Source organism: Rhodococcus sp. IEGM1428, from assembly GCF_050321865.1.
Lineage (GTDB): Bacteria > Actinomycetota > Actinomycetes > Mycobacteriales > Mycobacteriaceae > Rhodococcoides.
The window spans coordinates 1057708-1077084 of sequence record NZ_JBNQFW010000001.1 but is presented as its reverse complement, the minus strand read 5'-3'; the positions used below and the strand labels follow the sequence as shown (position 1 = coordinate 1077084).

At 65.9% G+C, this 19377-nt stretch carries 18 protein-coding genes; 4 read left to right on the top strand and 14 right to left on the bottom strand.

All coding sequences use genetic code 11. The features are described 5' to 3' along the window. Positions 1-33: 33 nt before the first annotated feature. The 8 genes from ACQR3T_RS05000 to ACQR3T_RS04965 all read right to left on the bottom strand — a co-directional run bounded on the left by ACQR3T_RS05000 (position 34) and on the right by ACQR3T_RS04965 (position 8454). Positions 34-1221, bottom strand: a complete 1188-nt coding sequence (locus ACQR3T_RS05000) for a GGDEF domain-containing protein (protein ID WP_052065118.1) — start codon at positions 1219-1221, stop codon at positions 34-36. Between the two features lie 133 nt (positions 1222-1354). Then, a complete protein-coding gene (locus ACQR3T_RS04995; protein WP_032376986.1) occupies positions 1355-2374 on the bottom strand; it encodes a methionine synthase in 1020 nt (339 codons plus the stop codon). Continuing rightward, the gene (mnmA, locus tag ACQR3T_RS04990) at positions 2371-3459 is read right to left on the bottom strand and encodes a tRNA 2-thiouridine(34) synthase MnmA (protein WP_032376985.1); all 1089 of its coding nucleotides are present in this window, start codon (positions 3457-3459) and stop codon (positions 2371-2373) included. The genes ACQR3T_RS04995 and mnmA overlap by 4 nt, the downstream gene beginning before the upstream one ends. After that, complete coding sequence (locus ACQR3T_RS04985) at positions 3459-4697, bottom strand: cysteine desulfurase family protein (protein ID WP_428692680.1); 1239 nt, start codon at positions 4695-4697, stop codon at positions 3459-3461. The genes mnmA and ACQR3T_RS04985 overlap by 1 nt, the downstream gene beginning before the upstream one ends. Positions 4698-4780: 83 nt before the next feature. Next, positions 4781-5692: a lysophospholipid acyltransferase family protein gene (locus ACQR3T_RS04980; RefSeq protein ID WP_428692679.1), complete on the bottom strand. Its 912-nt coding sequence runs from the start codon at positions 5690-5692 to the stop codon at positions 4781-4783. After that, positions 5689-6507, bottom strand: a complete 819-nt coding sequence (locus ACQR3T_RS04975; RefSeq protein WP_032376982.1) for a GNAT family N-acetyltransferase — start codon at positions 6505-6507, stop codon at positions 5689-5691. The genes ACQR3T_RS04980 and ACQR3T_RS04975 overlap by 4 nt, the downstream gene beginning before the upstream one ends. A 147-nt stretch (positions 6508-6654) precedes the next feature. After that, positions 6655-7611 carry an electron transfer flavoprotein subunit alpha/FixB family protein gene (locus ACQR3T_RS04970; protein WP_428692678.1) on the bottom strand — a complete coding sequence of 319 codons (957 nt, stop codon included), beginning with the start codon at positions 7609-7611 and terminating at the stop codon, positions 6655-6657. Positions 7612-7653: 42 nt separating this feature from the next. Further along, positions 7654-8454 (bottom strand): electron transfer flavoprotein subunit beta/FixA family protein, encoded by an 801-nt coding sequence (locus ACQR3T_RS04965; protein WP_032376980.1) that lies wholly within the window; start codon positions 8452-8454, stop codon positions 7654-7656. A 220-nt stretch (positions 8455-8674) separates the two neighbouring features. On the opposite strand from ACQR3T_RS04965, the gene ACQR3T_RS04960 reads away from it, so the two are divergent. The 3 genes from ACQR3T_RS04960 to ACQR3T_RS04950 are packed head-to-tail and all read left to right on the top strand — an operon-like array spanning position 8675 to position 12263. Then, complete coding sequence (locus ACQR3T_RS04960) at positions 8675-9463, top strand: class I SAM-dependent methyltransferase (protein ID WP_230594498.1); 789 nt, start codon at positions 8675-8677, stop codon at positions 9461-9463. Between the two features lie 23 nt (positions 9464-9486). Further along, the gene (locus ACQR3T_RS04955; protein ID WP_428693059.1) at positions 9487-11019 is read left to right on the top strand and encodes a 1,4-alpha-glucan branching protein domain-containing protein; all 1533 of its coding nucleotides are present in this window, start codon (positions 9487-9489) and stop codon (positions 11017-11019) included. Then, positions 11016-12263, top strand: coding sequence for a glycosyltransferase family 4 protein (locus ACQR3T_RS04950; protein WP_428692677.1), 1248 nt, complete (start codon positions 11016-11018; stop codon positions 12261-12263). Before ACQR3T_RS04955 ends, ACQR3T_RS04950 begins: the two co-directional genes overlap by 4 nt. 57 nt (positions 12264-12320) lie before the next feature. On the opposite strand, the gene ACQR3T_RS04945 is transcribed toward ACQR3T_RS04950, so the two are convergent. Then, positions 12321-13082 (bottom strand): acyltransferase, encoded by a 762-nt coding sequence (locus ACQR3T_RS04945; protein WP_428692676.1) that lies wholly within the window; start codon positions 13080-13082, stop codon positions 12321-12323. Positions 13083-13230: 148 nt separating this feature from the next. Here ACQR3T_RS04945 and ACQR3T_RS04940 point away from each other — a divergent pair, with 148 nt between their 5' ends. Then, complete coding sequence (locus ACQR3T_RS04940) at positions 13231-14553, top strand: PQQ-binding-like beta-propeller repeat protein (RefSeq protein WP_428692675.1); 1323 nt, start codon at positions 13231-13233, stop codon at positions 14551-14553. Here ACQR3T_RS04940 and ACQR3T_RS04935 read toward each other — a convergent pair. From ACQR3T_RS04935 to ACQR3T_RS04915, 5 genes are read right to left on the bottom strand one after another with little or no spacing between them, the layout of a single operon-like run. After that, the gene (locus ACQR3T_RS04935) at positions 14541-15713 is read right to left on the bottom strand and encodes a THUMP-like domain-containing protein (RefSeq protein WP_428692674.1); all 1173 of its coding nucleotides are present in this window, start codon (positions 15711-15713) and stop codon (positions 14541-14543) included. The two genes, ACQR3T_RS04940 and ACQR3T_RS04935, sit on opposite strands and share 13 nt — an antisense overlap. A 34-nt stretch (positions 15714-15747) precedes the next feature. Next, the gene (locus ACQR3T_RS04930; RefSeq protein WP_032403129.1) at positions 15748-16800 is read right to left on the bottom strand and encodes a class I SAM-dependent methyltransferase; all 1053 of its coding nucleotides are present in this window, start codon (positions 16798-16800) and stop codon (positions 15748-15750) included. Positions 16801-16858: 58 nt separating this feature from the next. After that, positions 16859-17638 (bottom strand): enoyl-CoA hydratase/isomerase family protein, encoded by a 780-nt coding sequence (locus ACQR3T_RS04925; RefSeq protein WP_032376973.1) that lies wholly within the window; start codon positions 17636-17638, stop codon positions 16859-16861. A 26-nt stretch (positions 17639-17664) separates the two neighbouring features. Next, on the bottom strand, positions 17665-18480 hold the full coding sequence (locus ACQR3T_RS04920) for an NUDIX hydrolase (protein WP_428692673.1): 816 nt from the start codon (positions 18478-18480) through the stop codon (positions 17665-17667). Between the two features lie 50 nt (positions 18481-18530). Further along, a complete protein-coding gene (locus ACQR3T_RS04915; RefSeq protein ID WP_032378168.1) occupies positions 18531-19373 on the bottom strand; it encodes an ABC transporter ATP-binding protein in 843 nt (280 codons plus the stop codon). Between the last annotated feature and the right edge of the window lie 4 nt (positions 19374-19377).

Here is a 19377-nt window from a genome sequence, read left to right as displayed (position 1 = left end):
ACCGGCGCACCGCGCTACGGGCACAGTGCGGACTCAGATCTCGTCGATCACCAGACTGTTGCCGCCGGACTGCTTGGACCGGTACATCGCGGCGTCCGCCGTGCGTGCCGCTCTACCGACCACCGACGTTCCCACGTCCCACAGGGCCGAGTCCTCCCGCAGCAGAGCCATGCCGACGCTCACGGTGACGGGGATGTCGTCCCGGTGGTCGCAGAGCACCCGAACGATGTCGAAGCCGAGATCGACCATCACCTTCGCGTCACCGACCAGGGCGACGAGGAATTCTTCGCCGCCGGTTCGGGCGAGGACTCCCCCCTGGTGCCGAACCAGGCGACGCAGTCGGTCGGCGACTCGAACGATCACGTCGTCGCCGCGGCTGTGTCCGAATCGGTCGTTGACGGACTTGAACTTGTCGATGTCGACGACCATGAACGCCATCGACATATCCCGATAGTTGGCCTGCTGCCACAGGTCCAACAGTTCGCTGTCGATGCCTCGCCGGTTGTACACCCCGGTCAGTGGATCGAGGACCGAACGCTTGGCGTCGTTGGACAGCGTCGTCCACGCCACCTGAGCGAACACCGGCACTCCCACGGTCGCCAGGAGCAGCACAACGGTGGCGGTCGCGACAGCGGGCCCGTCGATGTAGTCCACATCGTCGTTCATCACCGTCACGAAGGTGCGGATACCGAAGCCGACGATGAACGTGGCGGTCCACACCAGGTGCGCCACCAGCAGGCGTGGACTCAGGAAGTAGGTGCACAGTGCGCCCGTGATGGCGAACAGAACTGTTCCGATGAGTGAGGCGATGGGGTCGTACAGAATCAATACCGAGGTCGTGAGAATGTCGCCGAAGGCGAGAAAGCCGATGAACCACGTCTTTCCAGGGATCGGCCCGAGCACACACCGAGCGGCGACGGCAACCTGGATCACGAGCACCAGCGCGACCCAACCGATCGCAGTCGTTCCGCGAGGCCCCAGGTCACTGAAGAGCATGAGGATCGAGGTCAGCGCGTACATCATCGTTGCCGTGCCGAAGACGACCCGAATGATTCCGGTCAGCGGGCGGGTCGATCTGTGGTTGAGAATCCACTCGAAATCGTGCGGCGCTCGATACCAGTCGGAGGTGGCAGCAGCGAGTTTGGCCAACACACCTCGACGGTGTCGGCCGGAACGCCGGAGGGAGGCAACCTCATCGAAGTCGCGACCGCCTGATGCCATGTTCCGAACTCCCACCGATTCGATAGACCCCCGACGGCCATGTGAATAGTGTCACACCTGTTCGACGTCCCAATACTCGTGGGGCGCGAGGTGGCGGAGTCAGCGCCCGGTCACTCGAAGCGACTGTGCGATCTCACAACGAATCGGGCGAGTCGGCGAATGCGGCGGCCACGTCGCGGGCGAGTCCTGTTGCGCGACGGGCCCACTCCGGCGTGCTGCCGGCCAGACCGCAACTGGGCGTCACCGAAATCTGTGATGCGAGCACAGAACGATCGAACCCGAGGCGGTCGATCAAGGTCACACCCGGCTCCGCGAGTTCCCGCCAACCCGTGGGTCGCTCGGGGGCCGCCGCTGGAATCAAGCCGAGCATCAGCGTCTTTCCCGTCTGCAGCAACTCGCCGATCCCGTCGAAGTCGGTGCGGCGCAGTCCGGTCGCGTCCACGGCAACCGCAGCCGCGCGCGAGCGACGAAGCAGATCGAAGGGGACATCGGAGTCGCAGCAATGCACCACGACCGGGAGCGCAATGGTCTCCATCAGCGAGTCGAGCAGTTCGAGTGCGTCGGGTTCGGGAACCGAACGCACGGTATCGAGCCCGGTGATCCCGGTCAGGCTGCCGGCCAGAACGGCTGCGAGACTGGGTTCGTCGAGCTGGACCACGACGTCGACGCCGAGCCGACGCGCCACCTCCGCGCAGTGCACCCGAAGCCCCTCACCGAGGGCTTCGGTGAAATGCCGGACGGCTCCGCGGTCGGTCAAAGCCCGATGCCCGTGCCGAAGTTCGACATTGGCTGCCATGGTGAACGGTCCCGCGGCCTGAACCTTGATCGTGCGGCCGCTGCCCCGAAGCCCCGAGACCTCCCACAGTTCCTCGAGCACGTCGAGGTCCTCGGCGAGAAAATCGCCGGCCCGACGACCGGCAAGCATCGGACGGGGTACGACCCGATATCCGGACGTGCGCACGTCGAGTTCGACGTCGACCATGATGGCTCCGGTGCGCCCGATCGTGTCCGCACCCAGTCCGCGTGCCGGGAGCTCGACGATGTGCGGTAACTCGTCGAACTCACCGAGGACGATTGCGGCAGCCTCACGGATGTCGGTACCCGGCCAGGAACCGATACCGGTTGCAAGTCCTGCGAAATCGCTCGCGGTCACTCGCGCTCGGATCGAGTGCCCGAGATGGTCGAGCTGCCGATGACGATGTCTCCGTGAATGTCCTTGCGGTACAACACCGCTGCCTGCCCCTTGGCAACTCCGGTGAGTGGAGCGCGCAACTGGATCTCCACCCCGTCGCCCACTGCCTCGGCGACGGCGTCGGTCAGCCCGCCGTGCGCGCGAACCTGGACGATGCACTCGATGGGACCGGTCGGGGCGACGCCTTCGGTCCACACCGCACGGTCTCCGCTGATGGCCCAGACATCGAGCTTCTGCGCGGAACCGACCATGACGGTGCCGCTGTCGGGCTCGATCGAGGTGACATAGCGCGGGCGGCCGTCGGCGGCAGGCCCTTCGACTCCGAGTCCCTTGCGTTGACCGATTGTGAAACCGTGCACACCGTCGTGGTCGGCCAGTTCGACTCCGGTGTCGGAGTCGACGACCTTGCCCGGGCGCACTCCGATGTGTGCGCCGAGGAAGGCGCGTGTGTCCCCCGAGGGGATGAAGCAGATGTCGTGGCTGTCCGGCTTGTCCGCAACGGCCAGCCCGCGCTCGGCTGCCTCCTCGCGGATCTCGGACTTGGGAGTATCGCCGATGGGGAACATCGCACGCGAGAGTTGGCCCTGGTTGAGCACGGCCAATACGTAGGACTGGTCCTTGTCCGCGTCCACGGCCCGGCGTAGCACTCCGTCGTGCAGCTGTGCATAGTGTCCGGTGGCCACGGCGTCGAAGCCCAGTGCAAGAGCGCGGTCCGCCAGCGCGGAGAACTTGATCTTCTCGTTGCATCGCAAGCAGGGGTTGGGAGTTTCGCCGGCTGCGTACGACGCCACGAAGTCGTCGATGACGTCCTCTTTGAATCGGTCGGCGAAGTCCCAGACGTAGAAGGGTATTCCGAGTACGTCGGCGGCCCGGCGAGCGTCACCGGCATCCTCTTTCGAGCAGCAGCCGCGCGAACCCGTGCGAAGCGCACCGGGCGCGGTCGACAGTGCCAGGTGAACGCCGACGACATCGTGGCCTTCGTCCACGGCACGAGCCGCGGCCACCGCCGAGTCGACTCCTCCGCTCATTGCAGCCAGAACACGCATCAGCGATTTCCTCCTCGAGCTCCGACGCCGGCCAATCCGGCGGCACGAGCACGTTCGACGACCTGCGGCAGCGCCGCAAGCACAGTGGTGACGTCTGTCTCGGACGATCCGGCCCCCAGGGAGAACCGCAACGATCCACGGGCCACGCCAGGATCGAGGCCGAGCGCGATCAGCACATGACTGGCACTGGCCACGCCCGCGGTACACGCGGAGCCCGTCGAGCATTCTATTCCCGCGGCGTCGAGCAGCATCAACAGCGAATCGCCCTCACAACCGGGAAACGTGAAATGAACGTTTCCTGCCAATCGGTCGTCACCCTCGGGACCATTGAGGATGACGTCGGGAACGGTGTCTCGAATTCCGGCGATCAACCGATCACGCAAAGCACCGAGTTCGGCACGGTGCCGTGACGCATTCTGGGTGGTCGACCGCAGCGCAGCTGCCATGGCGACGACGCCTGCGGTGTCCGGAGTGCCCGAACGCACGTCTCGCTCGTGGCCACCGCCGTGGAACAACGGAACACACGGAACCTGGCGACCCAGCAGGAGTGCGCCGACGCCCTGGGGTCCGCCGAACTTGTGCGCGGCGATGCTCAGCGCAGACAGACCGCTGTCCGCGAAACTCACGGGCAGATGTGGGACAGCTTGGATCGCGTCACTGTGCATCGGGACGCCGTATTCGGCGGCGACGGCTGCCAGCTCGGCGATCGGCATGACGGTACCGATCTCGTTGTTCGCCCACATCACGGTGACGAGGGCGGTCTCGTCCGCGTGCAGGGCCAGTTCCGCTCTCAGTACCTCGGGAGTCACCCGGCCGTCGGTGTCGACCGGGAGCCACGTGACAACCGCGCCGTCGTGGGCGACCAGCCATTCCACGGCGTCGAGTACGGCATGGTGTTCGACCGAGCTCGCGATGATTCTGGTCAGCGTGGGGTCGGAGTCACGGCGCGCGGCAAAAATGCCCTTCACGGCGAGGTTGTCGCTTTCGGTGCCACCGGAGGTGAAGATCACCTCGGACGGGCGCGCGCCGAGGTCCGCGGCGATCGACTCGCGAGATTCCTCCACCCGACGCCGGGCCGATCGGCCCGAGGTATGCAGCGAGGACGCGTTTCCGACGGTCGTGAACACAGAGGTCATCGCCTCGATCGCACTCGGCAACATCGGGGTCGTTGCTGCGTGATCGAGGTACACCGGTGGCCGAGACGGGGCGGGAGCAGTCGTACTGCGCACAGAAGGCATAACAGGCTAGACGATACCCGCTGCCCGGAGCGCGGACCTACCTGCGCAAGGCGGGTCCGCGCTCACGTCGGTCGACGCTTCGGTCAGGCTGCCGCTACCGTCGGCGCACTCGGGCGGCGCTCGGCTTCGGCCACGACCTCGCGCACTGTGACCTGGTGCACTGTGGGGTCGTACACGTCGTCGCGACGAATCGCCACCTCACAGCGGCGAGCGAGGTCGCGCCTGTCGCTGCCAGGTGCCTCCGGTGCCGTGAACTCCACTTCCGCCCGCAGTCCTCGAAGTCGGAAGATCCGGCCGATGGACGCGCCGATGGTTTCGTCTCCGACGAAGCAGGTCGCCGTGGTCTGCTCTCCGGTTCGGTCGAGGTACCGCAACCGGATCGGCTGCACCCAGGTCTCGGAATCGATGGCCGCCTGCAACAACGCCGGGCGCAGCGAGCCGTAGGCGCGCCCACACCAGGTGGTGGCTTCGGGGAAAACGACGACCGATCCACCTTCTCGGACTCGGTCGGCCACCTGCTCGACGACACCGGGCAGCTGATGCAGGCGGGCTCGATCGATGGGGAGCACTTTCATGGCCCGCGCCAGCCGTCCGAGCACCGGCCAGTCGACCAGGTCGGCGCGCGCAACGAAGGTCGAGGGCCGGACAGCGGTGAGCACGATCACGTCTGTCCAGGAGATGTGCCCGGAGACATGCAGAGCTCCCCCGGATGTTCGAGATCGTTCCCGGTCCGAGCGGGCATCGAGGACTGTGAGGTCGATACCGATGGCCAGCAACAGCATCCGAGAGCCGAGACGCGTCAGCGACCGACGAACCCGAGGAAAGGGCACGCCGAGTACGACCAACACCGGCAGCAATCCGAAAGCAGTCAGTGCCAGCGCGACGCGCAGGACGAGAACGATCCGTCTCACCGTCGGCGGGTTCTTCGGTAGACAGCCGTCGCTGCACGGCGACGACGGCATCCACGCATGGGCGTGCACGATCGGCTGCGTCACCGGGCACCCGACTCGAATGTCGTTGCAGCCGAACGCAACCGATCGAGATAGCGGGTGTTGGCCTCGTGCAGCCCGAGCAACGCGACGAAGTCCGCCACACCGAAGTCGGGGTCGTGTGCAGGCTCACCGCAGATGGAGGCCCCGAGTCGGAGGTATCCGTTCATCAACGGCGGCATGGACGTTCGCTTCGCAGGTGCGATGTCGACCAGGTCGACTCCGTCGACGACGACCGGAGAGTAGGGCCTGACCCGTCGATCGGGCGTCGTTGCATGCTTGCCCAACAGGCGGTCTCGCACGCTTCGGACATTGGCCCCGAGAGGTTCACCCGGTGCGGATTGCATGGGAACCGACACGCAGCCCATCACCCACTCGTACCCCGTCACATCGAGGTAGTGCAATATTCCCGCCCACATCAGGCCGAGGACCGATCCGGACCGATGGTCGGGATGTACTGCGGCTCTACCCATTTCGACGATGTTCATACCGACGGGATCGAGTGCGGAGATATCGAATTCGGTTGCCGTGTAGTAGCCGCCTGCGGCCACCGCGGCCGGTGGCGGCAACATGCGGTAGCAGCCGACGAACGTGTCGGTCCACTGGTCACGGACGAGAAGGTGGTCACAGAATTCGTCGAACCGATCGGCGTCGAGGCCGTCGGGGTCGGTGGGAACAGCAAATCCCGGCTCGGACGCGAACACGTCGTAGCGCAAACGCTGCGCCGCGAGTCGGTGCTCCGGGTCGGTGGACAACACGAGTGAGTAGCGGTCGGTGGCCGGGACGATCGATGCAGTCGAGCTCATGACGGAAGTGGTCATGAGGTGTGTCTAACGACCGGGGAAGACCACCGGGCATCGTCGGGGAAACGTGTCGGGAGAGTTTGCGTGAACAAGGTTGCGCAGCTCGACGCAACAGGCCCTCACCGCTCGTGCGGTGAGGGCCTGTTCGGAGAACAGCGATACTTGCTATCCCTTGTGCTTCTTGACTGCGTCGGTCAGCTGCGGCGCGACGTTGAACAGGTCACCGACGATGCCGTAGTCGGCGATCTCGAAGATGGGAGCCTCTTCGTCCTTGTTCACTGCGACGATGGTCTTCGAGGTCTGCATTCCGGCGCGGTGCTGGATGGCTCCGGAAATGCCGAGTGCAACGTACAGCTGCGGGGAGACGGTCTTACCCGTCTGGCCCACCTGGAACTGGCCGGGGTAGTAGCCGGAGTCGACGGCGGCGCGCGAGGCACCGACTGCGGCACCGAGCGAATCGGCGAGCGCCTCGACGACCGAGAACTTGTCGGCGCTGCCGACGCCACGTCCACCGGAGACGACGACCGTCGCCTCGGTGAGCTCCGGACGGTCGCCGCCCACGATCGGGTCACGCGAGGTGACCTTGACGGTGCCGTCTTCCTGCGCCGGGACCTCGACGGTTTCACGAGTTCCTGCTCCGGCCTTCGGCTCGGCCTCGACTGCGCCGGGACGCAGCGAGATGACCGGAACGTCGCCGTTGGCCTTGGCCTCGACGGTGAACGCGCCGCCGAAGATCGAGTAGACGGCACTGCCGTCGTCGTTCAGCGACACGACGTCGTTGTGGTAGCCCGAGCCCAGGCGCGCTGCGAGCCGTCCCGCAACTTCCTTGCCTTCGATCGTGGCCGCGGTGATGATCGCCGCAGGCGAGACCGACTCCGCGAGTGCCGACAGGACGTCGACCTTCGGGGTGACCAGGAATCCGTCGATGTCGTCGGACTCGGCGGCGTAGATCTTCCCGGCACCGGCTTCGGCCAACGCATCGGCGACCTTGTCGGTGGTGCCGACCGGACCGGTGACGACCGCGGACGGCTCACCCAGTGCGCGAGCGGCGGTGATCAGCTCGGAGCTGACCTTCTTCAGTGTTCCCTCGACGTGCTCCACGAGCACGAGTACTTCTGCCATGACTTGCTCCTCGTTTGTCTTCGATTGCTCGGTGGGGCGGGATCAGATGATCTTCTGGCCTACGAGGTAGGTGGCGATCTTGTCGCCGCCGTCGCCCTCGTCGGTGAGCCGCTCGCCGGCAGTCTTGGGAGGCTTGGGGGTCGACGAGGTGACCGTCGTACCCGCATTGTCGACTCCGACGATGCCGTCCTCGACACCGATGTCGGCCAACGTGATGGTCTGCACCGTCTTCTTCTTGGCGGCCATGATGCCCTTGAAGGACGGGAAGCGAGGCTCGTTGATCTTCTCGGTGACGCTCACGATGGCGGGCAGCGTGGCTTCGAGGCCGAAGATGCCCTCGTCGGTCTCGCGCTCGCCGGTGACCTTGCCGTCGGCGACGGTGAGCTTGCGCAGCTGCGTCAGTGCCGGGATCTGCAGGTATTCGGCAATGATCGCGGGGACTGCACCGGTGCGTCCGTCGGTGGCCTCGTTGCCGGCGATGATGAGATCGGCCGGCTCGTCGTTCTCGAATGCGACGTTGCCCAACGCCGCGGCCAGGGCGTACCCGGTCTGGATGGCGTCGGAGCCGTGCAGGCTCGGGTCGTTGAGGTGCACTGCACTGTCTGCACCCATCGACAGCGCCTTGCGAATCGCATCGGTGGCGCGATCGGGGCCTGCGGACAGCACCTTGACCTCACCGCCCTGCGCTTCCTTGATGAGCAATGCCTCTTCGACGGCCCGCTCGTTGATCTCGTCGAGCACCGCGTCGGCGGCCTCGCGATCGAGGGTGTAGTCACCGTCGGTGAGCTTGCGCTCGGACCACGTGTCTGGAACCTGCTTGATCAAAACAACGATGTTCGTCATGGGTCTGCGTCGACCTCCTGGTCATGTTCTGCTGATCGTGAGTGTTCTAACGGTTCGTGCAGTTCTGGTGGTGCAGTTCTACGGCCTGGGACGAGGTTACCTCACCGTAGTTACTCATGGGTAACTTACCTCCTCGTCCGTCCGACCATACATCTGCGCCCCGACTGTTACGGAGACCACGTTGGCTTACCTCTCCCACGCCTCCACTAACCTTCCGTCGGTGAACGATTCTTCGGCTCAGGCACCGGTACCGGAACCACTCCCCCTCACCGGCGAGAGAACAGTGCCGGGTATCGCCGAGGAGAACTACTGGTTCCGCCGACACGAGGTGGTCTACCGAGCTCTGGTCGAGCGGTGCCGAGACTGCACCGTACTCGAGGCCGGATCGGGAGAAGGCTACGGAGCCAACATGATTGCCGATGTTGCAACGCATGTCATCGGTCTCGACTACGACGCCTCTGCGGCCACGCACGTGCGTGCGCGTTACCCCCGGGTGACAATGCTGCGCGGCAACCTCGACCGCCTTCCGTTCGCTGATTCCACCGTCGACGTCGTCGTCAACTTCCAAGTGATCGAGCACCTGTGGGACCAGGGAGCGTTCCTCGCCGAAGTGCATCGGATTCTCAAACCCGGCGGCACGCTCCTGATCAGCACACCCAACCGAATCACGTTCTCGCCGGGCCGCGACACACCGCTCAACCCGTTCCACACCCGCGAACTCGACGCCGCCGAGCTGACCGAACTTCTCGTCGACGCTCGCCTCGAGGTAACCCAACTCACCGGGGTCCGACACGGCAGTACGTTGGCCGCCCTCGATGCCAAACACGGCGGCTCCTTCATCGACGCGCAGATCGAACGGGCTCTGGCAGGCGAGCCGTGGCCGACCGAGCTTGCCGACGACGTCGCGGCGATCACGATCGACGACTTCGAGATCGCCGCCGACCGCATCGACGAGAGCCTCGACCTGGTTGCGATCGCCAACAAGAGCTCGAGTTCGGTGATCGGGTGACATCCGGCACCACCGTGCCGGGCATGTTCTCTCTGGTGCTGCACTCCCACCTCCCCTGGCTGGCCAATCACGGCAGATGGCCCGTCGGCGAGGAATGGCTGTACCAGTCGTGGGCCGACTGCTACCTGCCGCTCACCGCGGCCCTCGAGCGACTGGCCGACGACGGCCACACCGATGTGCTGTCACTCGGTGTCACCCCGGTTCTGGCCGCCCAACTCGACGATCCACACTGCCTGTCGGGTATGCATCACTGGCTCGGAAATTGGCAACTGCGGGCCCACGAAGCGGCCGATCGCGACCTGTCCGTTCGCGAACACCGAGGTGCCGCCGCTGCCCTCCGACAATTCGAGACACGCTGGCGGCACGGCGGATCCGCAGTGCTTCGGCCGCTGCTCGACGCCGGGACGGTCGAGTTGTTGGGCGGCCCGCTCGCGCACCCGTTCCAGCCACTGCTCCATCCGCGTCTGCGAGAGTTCTCCCTCCGGGAGGGCTTGCTGGACGCTCGCGCACGCTGGGGCACCGCCCCGTCGGGCATCTGGGCACCGGAATGCGGCTTCACACCCGGCATGGAAACCGAGTACGCGGCCGCCGGAGTCTCGCACTTCATGGTCGACGGCCCCGCGATGCGCGGCGACACCTCGCTCGGCAGGCCGGTGTGGGATTCGGGCGTCGTCGCGTTCGGCCGAGATCTTCCGGTCAGCTATCGCGTCTGGTCACCCAAATCGGGCTATCCGGGACACGGTTCCTACCGCGACTTCCACACCTACGATCACGACACCGGCCTCAAACCCGCCCGAGTCACCGGCCGCACCGTCGCCTCGAACGACAAGGCCCCCTACGATCCCGCACGGGCTGCGGCCACGGTGGACCGCCACGTCGCAGACTTCGTGGAGGTGGTTCGTCGACGCCTCGTCTCGGAATCCGATCGGATCGGCCGTGACGCTCTGGTCGTGGCCGCATTCGACACCGAGCTGTTCGGACACTGGTGGCACGAGGGCCCTCAGTGGTTGGAGAAGCTCATGCGCGCACTCCCGGCCGCCGGAATCGCTGTCGGCACGCTGAACGACGCGCGCGAGCAGGGGTACGTCGGTGCACCGCTCGAACTACAGGATTCCTCGTGGGGATCGGGCAAGGACTGGCGGGTGTGGGCAGGAGACGATGTCGCCGACCTCGTTGCGCTCAATTCCGAAGTCTCCCGGACCGCGCTCGACGCCGTCGATTCCGCTCGGGAGCACCGACGCAGCAACGGTGGGCCGGAACTCCGCAATCGGGTCAGCGATCAGATACTGCGTGAGACACTGATGGCAGTGGCCAGCGACTGGGCATTCATGGTCAGCAAGGACTCCGCCGCCGGTTATGCGCGGGAACGCGCGCACGTTCACGCGCATGCTCTGCGCGAGATCGCTGCTGCGGCCATCGGCGGTTCGACAACCCGAGCGGCCGAACTGGCGAGGCAGTGGAACCGCGCGGACGGATTGTTCCCCGCGTTGGACGCGCGCCGCCTACCCGGCGCGCACCGTGGCAGCGAGCCTGAAACTGCAGGGGGACGTCGATGAAGATTCTGATGGTGTCGTGGGAATACCCACCCGTCGTGGTCGGCGGACTCGGCCGCCACGTTCATCACCTGGCGACCGAACTGGTCCGCTGCGGACACGAGGTCGTCGTCCTGTCGCGTCGACCCACCGGAACCGACGCCGCCACGCACCCGACCTCGCATCACATCGAGGACGGCGTTCTCGTCGTTGCCGTCGCGGAGGACCCGGCTCACTTCGTCTTCGGGGAAGACATGCTCGCGTGGACCCTCGCGATGGGTCACGCGATGGTCCGGGCCGGTGTCGCGCTGGGTAAGCCGGGTCTGGGCGAGGGCTGGCAGCCCGACGTCGTCCACGCCCACGACTGGCTCGTTGCGCACCCCGCCATCGCTCTGGCCGAGTTCTACGACGTACCGCTCGTCTCGACCATCCACGCCACCGAGGCCGGACGTCACAGTGGCTGGATCTCCGGTCCCGTCAACCGTCAGGTGCATTCCGTCGAATGGTGGCTGGCCAACGACTCGGATGCGGTCATCACCTGCTCGGCGTCGATGCGAGACGAGGTGACCACGTTGTTCGGTGTGTCCGAGTCGTCGGTCTCGGTCATTCGCAACGGAATCGACGGATCCACCTGGACCTTCCGACGACGAGAGCCCCGATCCGAGCCCGCGAAGCTGCTCTACGTCGGCCGGCTCGAATACGAGAAGGGCATCCAGGACGCAATCGCCGCCCTCCCCCGTATTCGGCGGAGCCACCCGGGTACCACTCTGCACATCGCCGGTGAGGGAACGCAGTTCGCTTGGTTGGCGGGGCTGGCGCGCACACACCGGGTGAGCCGGGCAGTGTCGTTCCTGGGCAACCTGGACCACACCGAGTTGCTCGGTTGGCTGCACGGAGCCGACGCCATCGTCCTGCCGAGCCGATACGAACCGTTCGGCATCATCGCCCTCGAGGCCGCGGCCGCAGGCACACCGTTGGTCGCGTCCACCGCAGGCGGCCTCGGCGAAGCAATCGTCGACGGTGTCACCGGTCTGTCCTTCGCGCCCGCGGATGTCGCTGGGCTCGCCGCGGCCGTGCGGAAGGTGCTCGACAACGCCGACGCCGCGCAGGAACGGGCGGTAGCGGCTCGAGAACGCCTCGATGTCGACTTCGACTGGAAACACGTCGCCGAGGCGACGGCCCGGGTCTACCTGGAAGCCAAGCGTAAGGTTCGCCATCCGCTGGGCCGTCCGCACATCGTCGAACGCGCTCTCCCCGGCCGTACCTGAGCCACCCGACGTGCACTGAACTTCGTAGTGGGCGACGAAGTTCCGCGCACCTGACTGTCAGCTCTCCCGCGCCGCCTCGGCCTGACCGAGGGCCTTCTTGCGTGCAATGTCCTCCAGCGCCGCAATGTATTTCGCGCGTTCTGCGGCACCGGCTTCCCACGCGTCCTTGCGGTTGCGGACGACTTTGGCCGGGGCACCGACGGCGATGCTGTAATCGGGGATCTCGCCCTTGACCACCGCATGGGCACCGAGTACGCAGCCGCGCCCGATCCTGGTCTCGCGCAGAATGGTCACCTTGGCGGCGACCCAGGTGTCCGGCCCTATTCGCACGGGCCCCTTCACGATTCCCTGGTCCTTGATGGGCATGTTCACGTCGTCCATCCGATGATCGAAATCGCAGATGTAGCACCAGTCGGCCACCAGCGTCGACGCGCCGATCTCGATGTCGAGGTAGGTGTTGACGACGTTGTCCTTGCCGAACACCACCTTGTCACCGATCCGCAGCGAACCCTCGTGGCATCGAATGGCATTGCCGTCGCCGATGTGTACCCAGCGCCCGATCTCGAGACGCGAGAGCTCGGGGGTGGAGTGGATCTCGACGTTCTTGCCGAGAAACACCATGCCCCTCAGAATCACGTGCGGGTTGGCCATCTTGAACTTCGCAAGTCGGTAGTACCGCACGAGATACCAGGGCGTGTACGCCTTGTTCGCGAGCACCCAATCGAGGGACGCACGCGTCAGGAAACGCGCCTGCTCTGTATCGCGTCGTCTCGACCCGCGCCAGCGTGTCCGCAGCGGCGCGTTCCACATACTCGTCATGGTCGTTCACCCTAGTTTCTCGTTCGCCCGCTCTCTGCCGGCACCCGTCGGCGGGCTAGGGTTGCCTGTCGACTGTTGCCAGTCGGCGCAGGAGAACAGGACGCCCCGGCACCGCGTCGGGCACGGAAGACCTCATGGGGAGCGATCGATGCACGGCGTCAGTGCCCACGGCAGGACCGGCAGAAAGGTCACTGCGTTCACCGCTGCGGTTGTGCTGGTGACATTGAGCGGCTGCAGTTCCGACACCGCCGCCATCGAACCGCTCTCACCCGATTCGTGGCCAGCCTCCCACGCGAACGCGCACAACAGTGGATCGACCGCAGTGTCGGTCGACTCTCCCCTCACGTTGGACTGGACGCGGCCCACCGGCGGCACCGTGAGCTCTCCGGTGTCCATCGGCTCGACGGGCCAGATGTTCGTCACCGCAGCCACCGAATCCGGGTGCAACCTCTTCTCCTTCGAGATCGACTCCGCTCGCAAGCGCTGGTGCAATCGCGTCGGGCCATCGGTGGTGACGGCAACGCCTACCGTCGACTCCGCGATCAACGTGTACATCGGTGACGACGGCGGCATGAACTCGTACAACGATCACGGGCAACTTCGTTGGCGGACACCGGTGTACGGGGTACCGAAATCGGCACAGTTCCTCGGCGACGGGAGCGTGCTCTCGGTGACCCAGATGGGTCAGGTCAGCGTTCTGGACACCCAGAACGGGCAGCTTCGAGTGCCCATCCTCGACCTCGTTCCGACGCCGAACTTCCTCACCGATCCGAACTCCGATTTTCAGCCGGTCGACACCGGGCTCGCCGAGTGCAGTGCGGGAGGGTCGGAGTGCGTCGTACCAGCAGCACCCGCGGTCGACACCGCAACCGGAGCGATCTATCTCACACTGTGGCGTCCGGGTTCGATTGCGCCGCAACTTGTTTCACTGCAGTACAACCGCGACGGCTCCCCCGGACTCACCGAACGCTGGTCGTCGGACCTCTTGCCCGCGGGAGTCGCGTCGTCTCCGGTGCTGTCCGAGGACGGGTCGACGGTCTACGTGGCCGACGTCGACGGCCGGTTGACCGCGTTCGACACCGCAGACGGGCGTCAGAAGTGGACCGAGGGCACCGGACTCGGAGTCGGGGCGTCCCCGTCGATCGCCGCGGACGGCACCATCGTCCCCGCCGGAGGTGACGGCACCTTGATCGGATTGCGCGACAACGGCGATTCAGTCGAGCGGGCGTGGGTGCGCGACGACATCGAGCAAGCAGGAACAGCAGCACAATCCGCAGACGGCCGCGGCCATACCGTCGTCCGCGACGGCGACGGACTGGCGCTGCTCACGTTCGATTCGGCTACCGGCAACACAGTGAACTCACAGCCTGTCCCCGACGTCGTCGGCGGCACAGTCGGCACGTCCATCGGGCCGGACGGGCAGGTCGTCACCGCGAGCTACCTGGGTGAAATCTTCACCTACACCGGCTGATCGATCGCCCCGGGCGCGCAGACGAAGGACACCGCGGACCGATCGATGCGGGTGATGACCACCGAGAGCGCGACGGTTCCGCGAAGCTTGAGCTTGGGCCGCAGTAGCGCGGGATCCACGTCGACTCCGCGCACGAGAATCTCGACCGAGCCGCAATCCATCCGATTCAGTTGCTGCCGAAGCACTTTCTCGGAGAACTTCGACTGCTCCAGAACCCGGAAGCCACGTACCCCGGCCGGTACCGTATCGCCGGTCAGGTATGCGATTCTCGGATCGAGTTGCCACAGACCGAATCTGGCCCCGTAGTGACGAACCAGACCGGCCCTGATCACTGCACCGTCGGGGTCGACGATGTAGCGCCCTGGCGGCCGTACCGGAATGTCGTCGGATTCCGCATCGGTGATGTCCATTGAGCTGCCATCGGAGCGAAGAACTGCCGCACGACGCCGAATACCCTTCTCGCTGAGCCCTTCCGACCAGAGGCAGGCCTCGCGCACTCCTCCGTCGAGCGAGACCACCTCTATCTCGCCAGGCCAATCGACAGCGTCGAAGTCGAGACCGGGCGCGCATTTGACGACCAGATCTCGGCCGCGATAGGCGTCGAACAGGTCCGGTAGCGGAGGTTGCAGCGCTGCCGGATCATGGCGTCGCCGCCCGCCCGCTCGGCGGCCGGGATCGGCCACGACGACGGTCCCCCGCGTCGTCGGTGTCAGTGCGTCGGCCCGCAGCAGGGTGGCGGCAGGCACGTTGTGCGCGGCCATCCGAAGCCGGATCGGGTCGAGATCGCTCCCCACCGCCAGCTCCGCCGATCCGACCAGCACGGCCAGTTCACTGCCGATGGAGCACGTGACGTCGTGCACTCGACGACCGGCCAGTCGCTCGGCACGCCTGCGCGCCACGAGTGTCGGAGTGGCTTGCTGGACGGCGTCGTCGGTCACCAGCCAGTGATCGGACTCGAACAACTTCACTCGGGCCTTGCGGCGGACCGTGACGGTTTCGGTCAGGGCACTCGCGTGGTCGGGGAAGCGAGTGCGCACCGACGCTGTGTCGCGCACCGAGGTTCGAGCGTTCAGCTCGAGATGGTCGACCGCAGCAAGAGCTCCGGCACCGGCCTCGCTTCGTAGGAAGTCGAGGTCGGTGCCGGTGAATTCGTAGCCCACTAGCGGACTCGGAGTCTGCGGCGGTCCGAGCCGATCAAGCGCGAGGAGCAGGTTTGGTGCCGGTGATCATCACGTTGTAGAACAGCCCGCGCGGCACCACGTGCTGCAGCACGTTCTCGTCGACCCAGCTCAGTGTCTTCCAACCGCCGAAGGCGAACTTCGCCCAGTTCCAGCCCAGCTTGCCGGCGGGAACGGCTGCCTCGAAGGTCCGCACCGGCCAGCCGAGCAGGGCGGCGGCGAACTCTTCGGTGTTCGCCTGCACGCGCTCGGCACCGGCCGACAGCGCGATGTTCTCCAAGTCGGTGGGATCGAATGTGTGCAGGTCGACCACGGCCTCGAGCGCAGCGGCTCGAGAAGACTCGTCGAGCTCTTCCTGCGGCTTGCGCCAGCTCGCCAGGAACGGCAGCTTCGTCACGCGAGTGGTCGTTTCCCAGGTGATGCGTCCGAGCCAGCGAGCGTAGAAGTTGCCGACGGTGGTGGGTTCGCCCGCGAAGACGAACCGCCCGCCGGGCTTGAGCACGCGCAACACCTCGCGCAGGGACTGCTCGACGTCCGGGATGTGATGCAGCACAGCGTGTCCGACCACCAGATCGAACGTGTTGTCGTCGTACGGAATGGTCTCGGCATCGGCAACTCGGCCGTCCACGTCGAGACCGAGGTGCCCGGCATTACGCAGTGCAACCTTCACCATTCCCGGTGACAGGTCGGTGACCGAGCCCTTGTCGGCAATACCCGCCTGCATCAGATTGAGCAGGAAGAAACCGGTTCCACAGCCCAACTCCAAGGCGCGGCCGTACGGCAGAGCGGCCTGCGCGTCGGCATCCCCGGAGACAGCCTGATCGAACCTTCCGCGGGCGTAGTCGATGCAACGCTCGTCGTAGGAGATCGACCATTTGTCGTCGTAGGTCTCGGCTTCCCAGTCGTGGTAAAGCACCTGCGCCAGTTTGGTGTCCGATCGCGCGGCCTCGACCTGTTCGGCAGTGGCGTGCGGGTTCGGGGCAGGATCGACCGTCCGGTCGTCGGCCTCGGCCGGGGCCGTCACACTGGAGATCGATCGATTCACACCGTCGTGGGGGCTTGCAGTCATCAGGCGAGCCTACTATCCGGTAGCTGTGAAACAACTCCGTCGGTCGACGGGGATTGCGTCACCGCCCGGTGAAGGTCGCTTTGCCCGGGCCGTCGGCCACGAAGGACTCCATCCCGATCGTGCGATCGTCGGTGGCGAACAGCGCCGCGAACTGCTGGGCCTCGATCCGAAGGCCGTTGGTGAGATCGACGTCGAGTCCCTGGTCGATCGACGCTTTTGCGGCGGCGAGCGCCCGCGATGCGCCCTTGGTGAATTGCATGGCCCACGCCCGCGCCGCGTTGTACACCTCGTCGGGGGCCACCACCTCGTCCACCAGACCGATCCGCAGGGCCTCCTCCGCGCCGACGAAGCGGCCGGTGAAGACCATGTCCTTCGCTCGACTCGGGCCGATCAGCCGCGCGAGTCGTTGAGTGCCGCCGCCGCCGGGAATGACACCGAGGAGCACTTCGGGGACACCGAACTTGGCGTTGTCTCCGGCAATTCGACGATCGGCGCCGAGGGCGACCTCGAGTCCACCGCCGAGCGCGTATCCGGTCACGGCAGCGACTACCGGCTTGGGGATGGTGCTCAGCGAGCCCAGAGCGGACTGCAGGTCTCCGGCGATCTCCGCCATTTCCGCCGCCGACAGCGCCACCATCTCCTTGATGTCCGCACCGGCCGCGAACACCTTCTCGCCGCCGTAGACGACGACCGCCTTGACGTCGGTGTTCACGGTCGCTTCCCGAGCCGCCGAACGAATCTCTTCCTGCATCTGACGATCGAGTGCATTCATCGGCGGTCGGTCCAAGCGGATGGTGCCGATACCGTCGGATACTTCGAGATTCACGAACTCAGCCATGGGCCGAAAGGCTACCCGGCGACAGTTCAGCGATCGGCCCAGGGATGTCGCGCTCCGGCGTAGTACGCGTCGTCCCCGTCGAAGATCACCCGGACCGCGCCGTCTTCACGGCTGAGAATCGGCAGGATCGGGGTGATGTCACGTTCGTGATCGACTACGTCGGCGACGGTGTCGAACCGAGACAGTGCGTCCAATTGGCTCCAGGTCGGTGGGAGCAGGATGGTGTTTCCCTGTCGCCAATCCGCCAAAGCATCACCGGTCGAACGCCAACTCACCGATGCTGCTTCGCTGGTTTCCCCGTCCGCCTTCTGGCCTTCCGGGAGCACTGCGACGAAGAACCGGGTGTCGTACCGTCGCGCTTCGCCCACCGGTGTGATCCAGTGCGACCACGGCCGAAGCAGGTCCGAGCGCAACACCAGGTCGTGTGCGGTGAGAAATTCGGCGAACGAGAGTTCGCGGCGCTCGAGTCGACCTCGCTCCGCGGCGAACGGAGCAGTGTCGGCAACGATGGAATCCGGTGCCGACCCGGCCAGGAGCACACCGCACTCCTCGAACGTCTCGCGCGCCGCGGCGCACACCAGTGCTTGCGCCTTGCCCTCGTCGGTTCCGAGGCGTTCGGCCCACCACGTGGGCGGTGGGCCTGCCCATCCCACGTCGGCCGCGGCGTCCGATGGATCGACACCGCCTCCGGGAAATACCGTCATTCCGCCCGCGAACGCCATTCCGCCGACCCGTTCGAGAAGAAATACTTCTATCTCGGAACGGAGGCGTCCGTCACGGATCAGGATGACTGTCGAGGCGTCACGCGCAGGTACGTGATCGGCAGCACTGTTCGAGCTCATGAAAGGCAACGTACCGCTGAGCAGCTCCGCGAGATCGGGGCGGTCCAGCGCTAGCGTCGGTGCGCACCGGCAGCCCGAGTGCGACGGGCGAAGAAGCGGCCATCGACACGGTCGAGCGCGATCGACTGGCTGAACGCCTCGGTGAGGTTCTCCGCGGTGATGACATCGTCCACCAGCCCCTGGGCCACCACACCGCCTTCCTTGAGCAGCAACGCGTGACTGAAACCCGGGGGGATTTCCTCGACGTGATGGGTGATCAGCACGGTGGCAGGGGAATCCGGGTCGGCGGCGATATCGGCAAGACGTGACACCAGTTCCTCGCGACCGCCCAGGTCGAGACCCGCCGCAGGCTCGTCGAGCAGCAGCAGTTCGGGGTCGGTCATCAACGCACGCGCGATCAGAACCCGCTTGCGTTCGCCTTCCGAGAGGGTGCCGTAGGTGCGTGTGGCGAGATGCTCGGCACCGAGACTTTCCAGCATCTCCACAGCGCGCTCGGTGTCGACTGCGTCGTATTTCTCGCGCCAGCGTCCCAGCACGGAGTACCCGGCGGAGACCACCAGATCGGACACGAGCTCGTCGGCTGGAATGCGGTGGGCCAGCGAGGACGACGACAACCCGATCCGTGGCCGAAGTTCGGAGACGTCGGCTTTGCCCATGACCTCGCCGAGAACGTGGGCGACACCCGACGTCGGATGGATCTCGGCTGCTGCGATGCGCAGCAACGACGTCTTTCCGGCACCGTTCGGCCCGAGGACGACCCACCGTTCGTCCAGTTCCACCTTCCAGGTGACGGGCCCCACCAAGGTCACACCACCACGGCGGACGACGACATCGGTGAAATCTACGAGCAGGTCGGGATCCGGTTCAGACACGACGCCTATCTTCCCGCACATCGAC

Bases quoted from the DNA above. Each gene is read 5' to 3' on its own strand.
- ACQR3T_RS04925 (WP_032376973.1), bottom strand. From the start codon at position 17,638: ATGGCTGAGTTCGTGAATCTCGAAGTATCCGACGGTATCGGCACCATC.
- ACQR3T_RS05000 (WP_052065118.1), bottom strand. From the start codon at position 1,221: ATGGCATCAGGCGGTCGCGACTTCGATGAGGTTGCCTCCCTCCGGCGT.
- ACQR3T_RS04930 (WP_032403129.1), bottom strand. From the start codon at position 16,800: ATGACTGCAAGCCCCCACGACGGTGTGAATCGATCGATCTCCAGTGTG.
- mnmA (WP_032376985.1), bottom strand. From the start codon at position 3,459: ATGCGTGTTCTGGCTGCAATGAGCGGAGGAGTCGACTCGGCGGTGGCC.
- ACQR3T_RS04920 (WP_428692673.1), bottom strand. From the start codon at position 18,480: ATGAGCTCGAACAGTGCTGCCGATCACGTACCTGCGCGTGACGCCTCG.
- ACQR3T_RS04975 (WP_032376982.1), bottom strand. From the start codon at position 6,507: ATGACCACTTCCGTCATGAGCTCGACTGCATCGATCGTCCCGGCCACC.
- ACQR3T_RS04970 (WP_428692678.1), bottom strand. From the start codon at position 7,611: ATGGCAGAAGTACTCGTGCTCGTGGAGCACGTCGAGGGAACACTGAAG.
- ACQR3T_RS04945 (WP_428692676.1), bottom strand. From the start codon at position 13,082: ATGACGAGTATGTGGAACGCGCCGCTGCGGACACGCTGGCGCGGGTCG.
- ACQR3T_RS04950 (WP_428692677.1), top strand. From the start codon at position 11,016: ATGAAGATTCTGATGGTGTCGTGGGAATACCCACCCGTCGTGGTCGGC.
- ACQR3T_RS04985 (WP_428692680.1), bottom strand. From the start codon at position 4,697: ATGCCTTCTGTGCGCAGTACGACTGCTCCCGCCCCGTCTCGGCCACCG.
- ACQR3T_RS04955 (WP_428693059.1), top strand. From the start codon at position 9,487: ATGTTCTCTCTGGTGCTGCACTCCCACCTCCCCTGGCTGGCCAATCAC.
- ACQR3T_RS04940 (WP_428692675.1), top strand. From the start codon at position 13,231: ATGCACGGCGTCAGTGCCCACGGCAGGACCGGCAGAAAGGTCACTGCG.
- ACQR3T_RS04965 (WP_032376980.1), bottom strand. From the start codon at position 8,454: ATGACGAACATCGTTGTTTTGATCAAGCAGGTTCCAGACACGTGGTCC.
- ACQR3T_RS04915 (WP_032378168.1), bottom strand. From the start codon at position 19,373: ATGTGCGGGAAGATAGGCGTCGTGTCTGAACCGGATCCCGACCTGCTC.